This window comes from Vibrio phycocola, from assembly GCF_053850235.1.
On the sequence record NZ_JBSQDJ010000013.1, the window covers coordinates 37,852 to 51,601 of the forward strand.

Below are 13,750 nucleotides of genomic sequence, written 5' to 3' on the forward strand. Positions count from 1 at the left end.
CTTTCTTTACGCCTAACGCTGATAAACCACGATTAAATTACTTGGAATAACCGTACCTGCTGGCACGTACCCCACCGCATTATCGACAGTCGCGACATAGTTAAGTACGTCATCTATTTCAGAAAACTCTTTAGGTGGCTTGCTTCGACCTGAAAACAACAGCTGTGCCCAATACGATTGAATTCTACTTTCAGTTAAACCAATCACCTTAGTATTAAACTGAATTCGGGTTCTATCACCTACAGATAAGCCTACGGGAACATATTTCCGACTTAATGTCCCACCCATAAACACTTGGCGAACTTCACTGCGAGACAATGAATCCAGTGCCGTCGTTGAGTTCATCACCACCATCACATCATTATATTGAGCAATAGACGCTTGGCATACACTTAGTAAGAAGAAAGTGAAAAATGCGCTCCGAGTTATAATATTAAATAATTTCATCATTAGAATACCCACTCCACGCTTAGTTTATATAAGCTGGCATCACGATCGAAACCCTCTTCTATTGAATCGAAAAAAGAATTTTCCTCGCTATCACCATCGAGTAAAGTCACCTCTGCTTTAAGAGCGACTTTGGGTAACACATCCCACCGAGTACCTAACGTCCATGAACGTAAAGAATCGTTGCTTAGACGATCCATTATTTCATTCCAACCTTCATATAACGGAGCATAGTAAGAAGGTATCTCATCTGGAAAAGTAGGATAATCGACTTGGCTTTCTGCATAGGTAAAATGAACTGAGAAGGGATAAAAGTTATAACCACCCATCAAATAGTAACTTTCTATTTCAGCAGCTATCGAAAGATCAGATTCGATCAATACCCATTCGGCACGAGCGAAATAATCCAGGTTATCGTAACTGACTGAAAGCTGCTTCGCTTCAATCCAGCCCTCACGAGATAAAGCATCAGCACTTGCTGTGAAGCCTGCTAGAGCCAATCCACTTTTTAAGGTGTCGATCTCGGTTAAACCAATATCAACCTTACCACGGTGAAATGACGCTCTAAACTCAAAATCTTTCCAATTCACTTTAGTAATTAACCCACCAAATATATCGATAGTATAATCTGTGGAATAATCACTCAGTTCTATTTCACCATCATAGCGCCCTACATACCCTTCAAAAGTAGTATCCACTTCTCCAGTCGAGTATCCCCAAGCTAAATCAACACCATCAAAAGTAGGGAAAAGCCAGGCACTATACACTTGTATAGGAGCAGTAATCCAAGGATATGCATAACCAACATCAAGCACATCACTGAGCGCAAAAAATGGAGTACGTTGCCTGCCGGCTTTGATCAACAAGTTATCGTCAGGCTGCCACGACGCATACGCCCAATTGATAATTGAGTCATTATCTTCACTATCAGCGTGCAGGATCCCTTGAATGGTCGCACTTAAAGCAGGGGTAAATTCATAGGAGGCTTGCAGTCCGATAAGACTATCGGACTTCAAGCTAACATCATCTGAATGGCCTTTGAAATTGGCTTGGTCGGTATCTAGATAGCCGGCGGTAATGTTACCAAACCCTGAAATTGTGAGATCATCACTTATCTGTGCTATCGAATAACAAGGCATTAGTGCTAATAACGCAGGTAACACGCCACTTAGCTTTAACCTTGTTAATTTATAGTTAGTCTCGCACACTGCTATTTACTCTTTTATCTATTATGGTTTGAGTATAGGTTTACCTTTGATTTTTTTCCAATGACTACAGAAAAATATTAGAAATATATAGAATACGATAATTGACCAGTTTTTCATGGAACTAACTGTCACCTAATATTCTGTAAGCTTTTGAATTGGGGAATAAAATTTAGAGCGCGATTGATGATACCAAAACCGCTTTCGACCGTTTGATTTGGACATTATAGTCCTCCTAGAAAGCCATTTCTGATCGCTAAATCAGCACGATCAAAAAATACTCTGATCATAGTAAATCAACGACAATAGGCTCAGTGGAATTTAATTAAAATATGAAGATAACGCGATAGTTCTAAAGGGCTTTATATATACAAATAAATGTTACGAACAGAAAGGTGATACAGGCTTTAGTAGGACGGTATGGCTTTTTGCTGAGGTCGTGTTAGATAAGGCAATTAGAAATGAGCTGGTGCAATATAGTATTGCACCAGCATCGAAATTATAGCGCTACTACGTTAGCCGCTTGAAGACCTTTAGGGCCTTGCTCTACTTCGAAAGACACTTTTTGGCCTTCAGAAAGAGTTTTGAAACCTTCAGAAGCGATAGCACGGAAGTGAACGAAAAGATCAGCACCGCCACCGTCTTGAGTGATGAAACCAAAACCTTTCTCTTCGTTAAACCATTTTACTAAACCAGTAGATTTGTTAGACATTTGAGTCCCTTAATATTTAAAATTCATAGAGTTATCGTACGATCAGCAGTAAGCTAATGACACGAGCGCTGGTGACTTTTAATTATGAATGTGACGATTAAGCTAAGGGAAAAACTAAGAATAACAACAATGACGAAGGAATACTGAGGTTTTACTTTACTTTATGCTTCATTAATAACTCCGAGTCGCAGAGCACGGGTATAATACCTCTACCCTAACTTTAGTCAAGCGTTACTTGCCCCTTTAGTTCTTCTTTAGTCAATTAATTACAAGCTCTCACAAAAATACCGGGAATTATTGATTTATTACGAATTACGATTGGCATGGCGAAGGCATGAGTTTATCTATACTTATTCAGAACCTACTAGATACGGAAAGGTAATAAATGAAGCCAAAGCAGACAATGCATATTTTTAGAGTTAATCTTTTCCTGTCACATACGCAACATGATCTGCTACCTGAAGGCTAGCGATTGATGTATCCTTTTTTATTGCACTAAGTCGTACCCTAACGACAGTTATTCCTCTATGTTAAGGAGATAAGGATAATAGATCGTTAAATACAACATTCGGCATAAAATATACCGTATCTGGTCATTGCCTTATTAAGGTTGACGGCAGTTTATAAATCAACCAAATCCAACGTTTACCTGGCAAAAAGTTAGCGATAGCGTTTGGAGATAGCACGATTGAAGCGTCAGAGAACGATATAAAAGTGATGGGCCGCGTGGCGGTTACATTGAAGAAAGATTGATTTAGCTGGGGTGACTAAGCACCTAGATATTCTTTGCTATGGCTACAATGCTGGACCAACAAAACTCGCCAAAGCAATGGATCAGGGTGTTTTTATTCTTAACAAGTCGCAATTTGAAAGCATGATTGAAACTGGCGAAGTGCCGGAAGATGTTTAAATTTTGAGAACGTAAATATGAGTGTCAACGACAACCAAAAACCTAAAATTAACTTAATAAACTTCAAAAATTTATTAAGTAACACAAATACACACATCAACTTCGAAGAATTTAAACTTAATGGTGAAGGGTTAGAACATTGGCACCTCAAAGACCTTAGACAAATAAACTTACTTACGGGCTCAAATAACTCTCGAAAAAGTCGCCTATTAAGGCAGTTATTTCTCTCCGACACTCAATACGTTGAGTACAGTAACTACCCATTTGATAGCTTCCTTTCAAACGTAGAAAAAGTTTCATCACAACTAAGGCTAAAATTCGATCCCATGTTAAAAGAAGAAATTCTTACTGAAGAAATCGGTAAGAGATTCAAAAATGAATTTGGTACTTTTTCTTATGATATGATGATAGATAAACTCTCCGAAATCTCTGCTGACATATTTAAAAAAATTTCACCAAAAGACATTGATTTAGACAAATTTGAATACGAATTTAATCGAATAATCCATTTTGATGGACCTGCAGCAACTTCAAGAGAAGTATTTTTACCTTCTAATCACGTTTACATTCCGATTTTAAGAGGATTGCGGCCTTTACACCATCAATCAGACACCCCTCCAAAACTGGAAGATAGTTACCTAACTAGAACTAAATCTGATTATTTCCAAAATAGCACTATTAATTTTTCAAACAGCGTCAACAATAATAAAGAGGGGTCTCCTTCTGCAACAATCTACAGTGGTCTTTCCATGTACACTGAATTGAAGCGAGCGCTATTAGGTACACAACAAGAACGAAAAAAAATACAAGAATACGAGAATTATTTATCAAGGACATTCTTCGATAACCAAGACATATCTTTAGTCCCTCGCATTGGTGAAGATGTTGTATATATATCAATTGGTAAAGAAGAGAGGGCTATTTTTGATTTAGGTGATGGCATTCAATCATTAATAATAATAACGTTTCCAATATTTATTTCACCATGCCCCACTACATTTTACATTGAAGAACCCGAACTCAACTTACACCCGGGAATGCAACGAATATTAATCGATGCTTTCCACAAGTTTCCTCAGCATTATTTTTTTATGACCACGCACTCAAATCACTTAATCGATATAGCACAAGAAAACCAAGATATTTCTGTATATAGAATAAGTAGAGTAGACGACTCAAGTTCAACAATTTCAGTTCTAACTGAATATTCAGATGCATTGGATGACCTAGGCGTTAGGGCTTCTTCAGTGTTATTAGCCAATTGTTCAATTTGGGTTGAAGGTGTCACTGATAAGCGTTATTTAAGAGCTTTTCTAAAGAAATATTTAGAAGAAAACACTGATGACTCGTTAAGAAATTTCAAAGAAAATTTACATTATATCTTTGCCGAATATCAAGGAAGTAATATTACTCATTGGAATTTCTCATCAAGTGAGGAGAGCTCTGAATCGGAAACTCCTGCTCGAAAACTATCAAAAGAAATATTATTAATAGCTGATAATGACATCTCCAATAAAGGCGATAGAGTTAAAACACTAGAACGTGAATTGGGCGATAACTTTATTCTTCTTGAGTGGAAAGAAATCGAAAATTACATCCCAGCTAAATTAATTGTTGAAGCAGCAAAAAAGAGATGGGAGACATTTAGACAAAAATCGAAATGTCATATAAGTAATTTGGGCTCTCAAATAGAGTACGATAAATTTCAGAGCACAAGCATAGGAATTGGAACGATGTTAGAGGAATTTGTTTCTAATAATACAAATCACACTAGAAAGTTTTACGCTGATGAAAGTGGAACAATAAAAGACAAAGTTAAATTTTGTAATACAGTTTTGGAAGTCATTGATTCTAATGAAGTAGACTGGAAACTTACACCTGAATTAACTGCTTTATGTGAGCAAATTTTTGATCACATAAAAAAACATAACTAGAGTAATTCTTAGTGTCGATCCGTAACCTTAAAGACGGCAATAAAAAACCCTGGCTTTGCGAATGCTACCCAACAGGCCGAGACGGTAAACGCATTCGTAAGCGCTTCGCCACTAAAGGTGAGGCGCTTGCTTTTGAAACCTTCACCATATATTAAATCGGAAAGAACTCGTTAAACTCTCTATAACTGCCGCCACAAAAATGGCGACAAAATGACGGCAGATTTTCACTATATACAGGTTTATGTGATTATATTTGGGTTAAGGCATTACACAAGCCCTTGAAAACCCTTGTGTAGCCTACTTCCTGTTAGGGTGATTTATTATGTGGTCTTCCCAATCCACCACATCAATTTCATACACCACGGTATTTTTCACGCTTTCTTTAGCCGCGTGCATTGCCGATTTGTCACCAGTAATTAGCGGGTGCCATGGAGGTAAGGGTTTTTCTTCCGCAAGTAAACGATACGCACAGGTATTAGGTAACCAATGAAACTCATCGACATTATCACGGGTTAACTTTAGGCACTCTTCTCCTGAAGAAAAACGATTGGGGTAATCCTTACAAGAACATGTATCACTGACTAACCAGCTGCAGGCGACATTGGTGTAATACACTTCATCGGAATCTTCATCCATCAATTTGTGAAGACAACATTTCCCACAGCCATCACACAGTGACTCCCACTCCTGCTCACTCATTTGATTTAAGGTCTTTTGTTGCCAAAATGGAGTCGTCATTGCACGTCACTTTTCTTCAAAATACAGGGGAAAGATTTATACCCCTCTGCCTAGTAAAGTTCAAGTATTACCTAAGAGCCTTAGACGGGTAAACCAAGATTGTTGCAACAAAATTTGCTACCATCACGGTTCAAAATTACATAATACCAAGGAATAAAAATGGATTGTCGACTAGGGTATTTTACATGTTGTATTGCACCAAGTATCACCTCTCCCATTCCCGGGATGTTACAGGGGAAAGCCGCTGGGGAGCGTTGCGTTCAACTCAATGACGATAATCTGTGTAAGTTATTTGGCCGACCAGAACGGCCAAAGGTGTGCTTGGCGTTTAAAGCTTGCTCAAGCGTATGCGGAGAAACGAACGATGAAGCTCTACGTAACCTCATCGAACTCGAAACCTTAACTCAGTAATTCAATTTTTGACGTCCAATGAGAGAGTGCGATAGCGTCGTACCATCGACAAACTCCAACTCTCCACCAACAGGAACGCCGTGGGCAATACGACTGGCCGGAACATCATGCTCGCGACACAACTCTGCAATGTAATGCGCCGTTGCCTCTCCTTCGACCGTTGGGTTTGTCGCTAGAATTACCTCGTTAATATTGCCGGTTTGAAGGCGATAATCCAAGACATCCAGCCCAATATCGCTTGGTCCAATACCGTCCAAAGGAGATAAGTGTCCCATCAAGACGAAGTAGCGCCCTGAGTATTGTCCAGTGGCTTCAACCGCCGCAATATCTGCTGGGCTTTCCACAACGCACAATAGTCCATTCTCTTGGCGTTTCGGGCTACGACATATATGACATATCTCGTCTTCTGTAAATGTCCGACACTCTTGGCAATGCCCGACTTCGGTCATGGCTTGTTGTAGCGCATCCGCTAGTAGCAGGCCGCCTTTTCTATCTCGCTGTAGCAATTGAAAAGCCATACGCTGTGCTGACTTAGGGCCAACCCCAGGCAAACAACGTAAGGCTTCCATTAATTGTTCCAGTAATTGACTGGTACGCATTAATAACGCTCAGTTAAAATGGCATTTTCATTCCAGGTGGAAGTTGCATACCACCTGTTACTGAAGCCATTTTTTCTTTTTGAGATTCTTCAGCACGACGCGCTGCATCATTAAAAGCGGCTGCAACTAAATCTTCCAGCATCTCTTTGTCATCCGCCATTAAGCTTTCGTCGATATCAACACGGCGAACACTGTGATTGCCTGTAATTGTAATCTTTACAAGGCCAGCACCTGATTCACCAGTCACTTCCATTTGAGCAATTTCTTCTTGAACCTTTTGCATACGGTCTTGCATTTGTTGGGCTTGTTTCATCAAGTTGCCCATTCCGCCTTTACCATTACCAAACATATTTATCTCTCTGTGTTTATCTATTTCATATTACGTTGGGGCTGAAAAGCTAAAATTTCAAGTCCCATGAACAATTAAATCGGGCGAACGCTGTCTATGTCTAGCTCTGCTGAAAACCTCTGTTTTAAGAAGTGAACATTTGCATCCGTTTCTAAATTTTTTATCGCTGTCGTAAGTTTGTCTTGATAGATTTGCTCTCGGCGTTCAAGTGGCGTAACACCGTCGTTACCGATTGAAATATCGACATCAATCGTACGTTGAAGTTGACTTGATATCGCACGGCTAAGTTCCGAAATCGCTCGATCATTTCGTAAGTGTTCTTGATTTGGGCGCAAGACTAATGACAGTTGATCTTGATTCCAATGAGGTACCGAATTAAGCGCAAGTTGCTCGACCAATTTTCCAATGGAAAGTTGTTTAATGAGTGCGGCCCATTCATCTTCAGCTACCACTTCAGCACTGAGTTTTTCTACCATTTCTGGTGTTTTTTCGTGCTCTAACGCTTGTTTTGCTTTCGTTGGCGTCACAATGTCACTATTCGTTGTTTCAGCAACATCAACACTTGGACGCCATTGGTACGGTTCATTGTCTACTTTTGTGTTTTGAACGTCTGGTTTATTCTGCGACACCACACCATTATCAGTACGCTGAGCTAAACGCTCAAATACAGATTCCGACTGGCCAGATGCCGCTTCAGACTTTTTTCCATTTTTACCACTGCCGCGTTCAAGCTCTTTCCTTTGGGAGCGCAACTGATGACGCAAACCAACGACTGGAGACGGTGCAGATGGTGTCGGCTGAGGTTCCATTTTTTGAGGCTTAGATGAAACCTCAGATGATGGCGTTTTTACCGATTCCATCTCATAACTTTCTGCCATCGATGCGTATTCTTGAGCAAGCTCATTATAAGAATCATCTTGAGGATTTCGTTGGGGCTGAGTGTCCTCAACTGACTCAGCAGGCTGGGTACGCAGTTGGACGGTTTCTTTAGCCTGTTTCAGGCCAGAAGGTACCGATGATGGAGCCTCATCAGAGTCTACTTTGTCCCTTACCAATGGCTGAGTTGCGGGTTGCGGGATAGGTTGTGACTCTGTATTCAATTGACTAAATGCAGAAACCTGTTGAGGACGAAATGCCACCATTCGCAGCAGTGTCATTTCTACCCCAATACGAGGAGTGGGAGATAAAGGAAGAGACTCCCTCCCTTTAATCGCAATTTGATAAAATAGCTGAACATCTTCAGCGGTCAATGCCTTGCTCAAGAGTTCTATTTTTTCAGCGTCTGGCTGAGACTTATCTAACGTAGCAGGTAACATCTGATACATAGCAATTCGATGTAGCTGGCTCGCGAGTGTCTGAAGCAAAATATCCCACTCAACACCATTCGTCGCTAAGCTATTAATGCATTCGATAACCGTTTGAGCTTGCTTACTGCTTATCGCTTGAATCAAATGCAATGCTTGATCACTATCTAGCGTACCAAGCATCGTCGAGACGCTTTCGGTCACAACTTGATTGTTTCCAAGTGCGATGGCTTGATCTGATAAGCTTAATGCATCACGCATACTACCGTCGGCAGCGTGAGCAATAAGCCCTAAAGCTCGCGCTTCAAAACTGACATCTTCTTGCTCTAACACATGGCGTAATTGCTGCTCGATACCTTCGATACTGATTGGCTTTAGATGAAACTGGAGGCAGCGAGATAATATGGTGACAGGTAATTTTTGTGGATCTGTCGTCGCCAGCAAAAATTTCACATACTCGGGCGGCTCTTCCAACGTTTTCAAAAGAGCATTAAAGCTATGACGAGAAAGCATGTGGACTTCATCGATCAAGTAAACTTTGTATCGACCGCGCGCAGGCTTGTATTGAACGTTATCAAGTAACTCTCGAGTGTCTTCGACTTTTGTTCTCGATGCGGCATCAATTTCAAGTAAATCGACAAATCGACCTTGGTCAATTTCCAGACAAGAAGCACATTTGCCACACGGGGTTGAGGTCACACCGATCTCACAGTTTAAGCCCTTGGCAAATAAGCGTCCTATCGTCGTTTTACCCACACCTCGCGTACCACTAAACAGATAAGCATGATGTAAGCGATTTTGCGCTAACGCATTTTCTAAAGCTGTTAATACATGGGCTTGACCTACCACTTCACTAAACTGAGTAGGACGCCACTTCCGTGCCAAAGCTAGATAACTCATTTAAAATTCCGTATTCAGTTTACCGAGGGTCCATTTACCAACATACTTCTTGCTAAAACCTTAAGTGTTGAAAGCAACTACTCTCACGAGAAATTAGTGGCCATCAAACTCACAAACGCTATAAACATTTAATCCTAATGCTTCCAAACGTTTGTCACCCCCGATTTCAGGTAGGTTTATCACAAATGCTGCATGTTCAACAATACCACCAAGTTGGCGAATCAGTGCGGTTGTTGCCTCTATCGTACCACCCGTTGCTAAAAGGTCATCAACCACTAAGACTTTATCTCCTGGTTGAATCGCATCAAGGTGAATTTCGAGCGTATCGGTCCCGTATTCTAACTCATATGACTGAGCAATGGTTTCTCGAGGTAATTTTCCAGGTTTACGCACAGGAACAAACCCGATCCCAAGCTCTAATGCCAAAGGTGCACCGAACAAAAAGCCTCGAGCTTCAGTACCCACCACTTTAGTAAATCCCATATCCTGGTATTGCTCTAATAAGTGAAAGATAGTGGCACGATACGCTGCAGCGTCTTCCATTAAGCTGGTGATATCACGAAATACAATCCCTTTTTGAGGATAGTCAGGGATGCTTTTGATGCTTGATTTGATCAATGAAATTGTATCTGTAGTCATAACTTTTAGTAACTTATATTTAAATAGCGCTCTTAACCAACTTAAACGTCAATGAGAGGCTTAGGCCACGTGCGAGAAAATGTTTTCACAGCAAAAAACAATGCCCACTCTGAAGAATGGGCACACTTCACACTAATGCTAGTGATTTTCTCATTGGTTAGCAACCAGCAGAGAATATTTATGAGGTCAAACGCTCTGATTGCGACCAATATAAGCTAACAAAATTAGAAAGGGGCATAACCATTCGCAACTCGTATCCAAGTTAACGTTGCCGGTAAGGTAGGAAGTAATAAAACCAACAATAAACCTAAAAGATAAAAAATATTAAAAGGTTCCTTAAATTCCTCTTGCGACATAAAACAGCTTCTCCTTAGTGATAATTTTAATGTGAGTGATTCTCACTTACTACTTTGAAAGGCTTTATATCGTGTTTTTATAACTAAATCTCTATAAGTCGCTTAAGTTGTGATCTGTTTCATTATATCTAATGTAAATGAACACACCCCTGTATTATGAACTAGAACTTTACTTTTCTGGCCAATAGGTAAGTCTTTAGTCACAAAGTTGCGCATGCAGTTGTCGCCAAGATTGACGCCACCTAACACGTTTAACTCATTGTTTTCATTACGCCACTGACCATTAAGGCCCGCTGGCAATATCGACATTGAGCCGCTAACTGTGTCAACAACACCCAGCATGGCAGAGACCGCCCCCTCTTCACTCGAACATCGAATTCCATGCTCAATTAGTTGTGCCAAATCTTTAAGATCAGCGAACCCTGTTTTTAACGTTCGAATATAATCGTGAAATAGAGCTCTCACCAACAAACTAATGCTCACGCCTTCAGTTGCGTGTGAACCAGAATCTACGATATAAAACACAAATTGACCTTCGCTAAGCCAAGCGCAATCAAATACAAGAGGCATGACATCTGCGGTTTGTAGTAATCGATAACTAAAGCGCCAATCACCATGAATATTATCGTTATCGGGCATTAAAGCATGCAATAAATCACGAGCCGCTGGAGGGTTATTTTGCAGATAATCTAAATGAAAATGCAGTTCTTTTTCTTCAGGAACATCTTCAGATTCTTGTCTATCCCAAGCACTCGCCAAATCACGTTCAACGCTTTGCTTCTTAGCATCTTCGAGAATATTAGATACCATTGACATCACATGTGCATAGTCACGCACCGGCTTTGCGATAAACTCTTTAATTCCATATTTCAAAGCTTGTGCGACATCAGACATCGCATCGGTACCGGAAACAACGATTATGGGTAGGTCTGTGCGTGAATGACTCACTTCTTCAACAAATTCAATTCCCGTCAAGATGGGCATAGAAAGGTCACACATCACCAAATCTACACTATGTTGATCTAATCGAACTAATCCTTCTAATCCATTTTCTACTTCATCAACGAGGCAACCGTACGATTCTAAACAACTGCGCATAACGCTTCTAAAAATAGGATCATCATCGACAAGTAGGATAGACTTACCTTGAAGCTTACTTTTTATATCTAGCTCCTCGCGAGCAGAAAATTGCTTACCAGACATACTCACAGCCCTACTCTAAGAAAAAATGCGAATCAAAGTATCGTTATAACGGTGTGTAAACTCTGCTAAACAAACCATACTCATAAAAATAGCTCCCGTTATTGATATCATTCTTATCACACCTTTTTAAAGTAGACCTTAATTCTCATTTCTACAACAAAAAGAGATGGCAAAAAATTGATCCCAATAGAGTTATTAAGACACCATGAGCGCAAGATTAGTTTTCAAAAGTTACGAATTTTGCTAAAGATGTTGATGTGCCTCAAGAATTTTTAACTAAATAACGTATAGATTTAACAAAAGATACGATTAACCATATGTCGGGTATTATGAAATTAGATGATTTAAACCTATTTCGCTTAGTTGTCGAAAATGGAAGCTATACAGCAACATCAAGAAAAACATTGATTCCAGTCGCCACCATAACCCGACGAATTCAAGCTTTAGAAGATTCTTTGGATTTACGCTTACTCAATCGTCACGCTAGAAAACTCTCTCTTACTGAAGCGGGTGAGCGCTTTTTTAAAGAATGCTCACCATTACTTCAAAAGCTAGCCTGTACTGCTGATGAGATAAGTGACGAATGCCGAGGTGCTAAAGGCCAAATTAGAATATCTTCACCAGCGAATTTGACCAAACGAATGTTGATGCCGATGTTTATTGCGTTTATGAAGCAGTTCCCAGACATCAATTTAGAGCTCACAACGAGTCATGTTTCTGATCAACTTGATCCAACTGAATGGGATGTCATTTTCCGTGTTGGCCCTCAACGTGATTCTTCATTAATAGCCCGAAAAATCAATGAGGTAGAAGACATTCTCGTTGCAAGTCCAGAGTATCTTCAAAAACATCCAGCTCCAACCCATGCCGAGGAATTAACCCAACACTCTTTATTAAAAGGGTACCCACTACTCAAATGGCAACTGACCAATCGAGACGGTGAGTATGTGATCAATAATGAAAAGGGAAAGTTTCAAGCGAACACTTTGAATGTGGTTAGAAGAGCCTGCTCTGAGGGGTTAGGCATCACATTAATGCCAAATGCTATGATAAAAGAGCAGATTGAAAATGGCAGTTTGACCCGAGTGTTAACGGATTGGAGTGCAAACCCGCGTGATATTTACATGCTCTATAATCACAAAGAGCACCTTCCTGATAAAGTACGTTTATTTATCGATTTTGTGATTTCTTACAGCATCGATGAAAGCCAAGCCGTCAACTAGCCAACCAATAGCAGGCTATTTCATAGCAAAGGTGCGCTTGGCTTGATACTGAGAACTATAGAAACTCAACGTATTTAGAAAAATCTCGCTGAGGAGCTTTCATCGGTTCAATTGTCGCGGTTCCCAAATAAAGAAACCCGACAATTTCATCATCTCCCTCAAGAGAAAAAGCCTGCTTAACTTTCGGATCAAACATCCATGAACCTGAACGCCAAACCCCTTGAAAGTTTTGCGCAACGGCCGCCATTTGCATTGCTTGAACCGCACAGCCCGCCGATAAATGTTGTTCAAAAGCTGGAACTTTAGGGTGCTCCGTTACCTTTGCAATCACGGTAATGACCATTGGAGCACGAAATGGGGCATTTCTGAGTTTTTCAACTATCTCATCATTGCTACCATTTTGTTGTGCTGCAGATACATAAATATCAGATAACTTCTGTAAGCCATCTCCTTGTGCGATCACGAAGCGCCATGGTGTTAAATTCCCATGATCAGGGGCTCTCAGTCCCGCCTCAATAATTTTTTCTAATGCACGACCTTCTGGTGCTGGCGCTGATAACTTCGCAACAGAGCGACGTGTTAACAGTAATTCTAATGCATCCATCGATTAACCCTTTGTTATAATGACTATTGATGTTGTAACAACTGCATGTCTACACGAGATATCGCATTCGTTAGTTTTATCCTAACATGATCAAAACCAATAACAATACAGTATCAGTTCACGTTTAATAATGCTTACAAGGTGGTTAAAAATAAAGCGAAGCGTTAGCTCTGGAAGTCAGGTTATTCTATGACTAAATAAAACATTGAGATAAAA

General features: G+C 40.2%; 15 protein-coding genes and 1 pseudogene. 5 read left to right on the forward strand and 11 right to left on the reverse strand.

Annotated features, from left to right (window positions below):
• Nucleotides 1-12 precede the first annotated feature (12 nt).
• The 3 genes from ACWU4D_RS16395 to cspE all read right to left on the reverse strand — a co-directional run bounded on the left by ACWU4D_RS16395 (nucleotide 13) and on the right by cspE (nucleotide 2,364).
• Nucleotides 13-450, reverse strand: coding sequence for a hypothetical protein (locus ACWU4D_RS16395; RefSeq protein ID WP_456052527.1), 438 nt, complete (start codon nucleotides 448-450; stop codon nucleotides 13-15).
• Nucleotides 450-1,655: a hypothetical protein gene (locus ACWU4D_RS16400; protein ID WP_456052528.1), complete on the reverse strand. Its 1,206-nt coding sequence runs from the start codon at nucleotides 1,653-1,655 to the stop codon at nucleotides 450-452. The genes ACWU4D_RS16395 and ACWU4D_RS16400 overlap by 1 nt, the downstream gene beginning before the upstream one ends.
• A gap of 496 nt (nucleotides 1,656-2,151) precedes the next feature.
• Nucleotides 2,152-2,364: a transcription antiterminator/RNA stability regulator CspE gene (gene cspE / locus ACWU4D_RS16405; RefSeq protein WP_456052529.1), complete on the reverse strand. Its 213-nt coding sequence runs from the start codon at nucleotides 2,362-2,364 to the stop codon at nucleotides 2,152-2,154.
• Nucleotides 2,365-3,127: 763 nt separating this feature from the next.
• On the opposite strand from cspE, the gene ACWU4D_RS16410 reads away from it, so the two are divergent.
• The 3 genes and pseudogenes from ACWU4D_RS16410 to ACWU4D_RS16420 all read left to right on the forward strand — a co-directional run.
• Nucleotides 3,128-3,274, forward strand: coding sequence for a hypothetical protein (locus ACWU4D_RS16410; protein ID WP_456052530.1), 147 nt, complete (start codon nucleotides 3,128-3,130; stop codon nucleotides 3,272-3,274).
• A 17-nt stretch (nucleotides 3,275-3,291) separates the two neighbouring features.
• Nucleotides 3,292-5,208: an AAA family ATPase gene (locus ACWU4D_RS16415; RefSeq protein WP_456052531.1), complete on the forward strand. Its 1,917-nt coding sequence runs from the start codon at nucleotides 3,292-3,294 to the stop codon at nucleotides 5,206-5,208.
• Between the two features lie 11 nt (nucleotides 5,209-5,219).
• Nucleotides 5,220-5,357: pseudogene (locus tag ACWU4D_RS16420) on the forward strand (site-specific integrase); the annotation flags it as partial.
• A gap of 148 nt (nucleotides 5,358-5,505) precedes the next feature.
• On the opposite strand, the gene ACWU4D_RS16425 reads toward ACWU4D_RS16420, so the two are convergent.
• A complete protein-coding gene (locus ACWU4D_RS16425) occupies nucleotides 5,506-5,946 on the reverse strand; it encodes a YcgN family cysteine cluster protein (RefSeq protein ID WP_456052532.1) in 441 nt (146 codons plus the stop codon).
• Between the two features lie 159 nt (nucleotides 5,947-6,105).
• Between ACWU4D_RS16425 and ACWU4D_RS16430 the strand changes: the two genes are divergently transcribed.
• Nucleotides 6,106-6,357 carry a YkgJ family cysteine cluster protein gene (locus ACWU4D_RS16430; protein ID WP_456052533.1) on the forward strand — a complete coding sequence of 84 codons (252 nt, stop codon included), beginning with the start codon at nucleotides 6,106-6,108 and terminating at the stop codon, nucleotides 6,355-6,357.
• Here the strand turns inward: ACWU4D_RS16430 and recR are convergent.
• From recR to ACWU4D_RS16460, 6 genes are all read right to left on the reverse strand, one after another.
• The gene (gene recR / locus ACWU4D_RS16435) at nucleotides 6,351-6,956 is read right to left on the reverse strand and encodes a recombination mediator RecR (protein ID WP_456052534.1); all 606 of its coding nucleotides are present in this window, start codon (nucleotides 6,954-6,956) and stop codon (nucleotides 6,351-6,353) included. The genes ACWU4D_RS16430 and recR overlap by 7 nt on opposite strands.
• 13 nt (nucleotides 6,957-6,969) lie before the next feature.
• Nucleotides 6,970-7,305 carry a YbaB/EbfC family nucleoid-associated protein gene (locus tag ACWU4D_RS16440; RefSeq protein WP_456052535.1) on the reverse strand — a complete coding sequence of 112 codons (336 nt, stop codon included), beginning with the start codon at nucleotides 7,303-7,305 and terminating at the stop codon, nucleotides 6,970-6,972.
• Nucleotides 7,306-7,379: 74 nt separating this feature from the next.
• Nucleotides 7,380-9,509, reverse strand: coding sequence for a DNA polymerase III subunit gamma/tau (dnaX, locus tag ACWU4D_RS16445; RefSeq protein ID WP_456052536.1), 2,130 nt, complete (start codon nucleotides 9,507-9,509; stop codon nucleotides 7,380-7,382).
• 93 nt (nucleotides 9,510-9,602) lie between these two features.
• Entirely contained in the window at nucleotides 9,603-10,148 is a 546-nt protein-coding gene (gene apt / locus ACWU4D_RS16450; protein ID WP_456052537.1) for an adenine phosphoribosyltransferase, read from the reverse strand.
• Nucleotides 10,149-10,372: 224 nt separating this feature from the next.
• Nucleotides 10,373-10,504, reverse strand: a complete 132-nt coding sequence (locus ACWU4D_RS16455; protein ID WP_456052538.1) for a hypothetical protein — start codon at nucleotides 10,502-10,504, stop codon at nucleotides 10,373-10,375.
• Nucleotides 10,505-10,606: 102 nt separating this feature from the next.
• Nucleotides 10,607-11,707, reverse strand: coding sequence for a response regulator (locus ACWU4D_RS16460; RefSeq protein WP_456052539.1), 1,101 nt, complete (start codon nucleotides 11,705-11,707; stop codon nucleotides 10,607-10,609).
• Between the two features lie 329 nt (nucleotides 11,708-12,036).
• Between ACWU4D_RS16460 and ACWU4D_RS16465 the strand changes: the two genes are divergently transcribed.
• Entirely contained in the window at nucleotides 12,037-12,930 is an 894-nt protein-coding gene (locus ACWU4D_RS16465; RefSeq protein WP_456052565.1) for a LysR family transcriptional regulator, read from the forward strand.
• A 55-nt stretch (nucleotides 12,931-12,985) separates the two neighbouring features.
• Here ACWU4D_RS16465 and ACWU4D_RS16470 read toward each other — a convergent pair whose 3' ends face one another.
• Nucleotides 12,986-13,534 carry an NAD(P)H nitroreductase gene (locus ACWU4D_RS16470; RefSeq protein ID WP_456052540.1) on the reverse strand — a complete coding sequence of 183 codons (549 nt, stop codon included), beginning with the start codon at nucleotides 13,532-13,534 and terminating at the stop codon, nucleotides 12,986-12,988.
• Nucleotides 13,535-13,750 lie beyond the last annotated feature (216 nt).

Bases quoted from the DNA above. Each gene is read 5' to 3' on its own strand.
- ACWU4D_RS16395 (WP_456052527.1), bottom strand. From the start codon at position 450: ATGATGAAATTATTTAATATTATAACTCGGAGCGCATTTTTCACTTTC.
- cspE (WP_456052529.1), bottom strand. From the start codon at position 2,364: ATGTCTAACAAATCTACTGGTTTAGTAAAATGGTTTAACGAAGAGAAA.
- ACWU4D_RS16415 (WP_456052531.1), top strand. From the start codon at position 3,292: ATGAGTGTCAACGACAACCAAAAACCTAAAATTAACTTAATAAACTTC.
- ACWU4D_RS16425 (WP_456052532.1), bottom strand. From the start codon at position 5,946: ATGACGACTCCATTTTGGCAACAAAAGACCTTAAATCAAATGAGTGAG.
- ACWU4D_RS16430 (WP_456052533.1), top strand. From the start codon at position 6,106: ATGGATTGTCGACTAGGGTATTTTACATGTTGTATTGCACCAAGTATC.
- recR (WP_456052534.1), bottom strand. From the start codon at position 6,956: ATGCGTACCAGTCAATTACTGGAACAATTAATGGAAGCCTTACGTTGT.
- ACWU4D_RS16440 (WP_456052535.1), bottom strand. From the start codon at position 7,305: ATGTTTGGTAATGGTAAAGGCGGAATGGGCAACTTGATGAAACAAGCC.
- dnaX (WP_456052536.1), bottom strand. From the start codon at position 9,509: ATGAGTTATCTAGCTTTGGCACGGAAGTGGCGTCCTACTCAGTTTAGT.
- apt (WP_456052537.1), bottom strand. From the start codon at position 10,148: ATGACTACAGATACAATTTCATTGATCAAATCAAGCATCAAAAGCATC.
- ACWU4D_RS16455 (WP_456052538.1), bottom strand. From the start codon at position 10,504: ATGTCGCAAGAGGAATTTAAGGAACCTTTTAATATTTTTTATCTTTTA.
- ACWU4D_RS16460 (WP_456052539.1), bottom strand. From the start codon at position 11,707: ATGTCTGGTAAGCAATTTTCTGCTCGCGAGGAGCTAGATATAAAAAGT.
- ACWU4D_RS16465 (WP_456052565.1), top strand. From the start codon at position 12,037: ATGAAATTAGATGATTTAAACCTATTTCGCTTAGTTGTCGAAAATGGA.
- ACWU4D_RS16470 (WP_456052540.1), bottom strand. From the start codon at position 13,534: ATGGATGCATTAGAATTACTGTTAACACGTCGCTCTGTTGCGAAGTTA.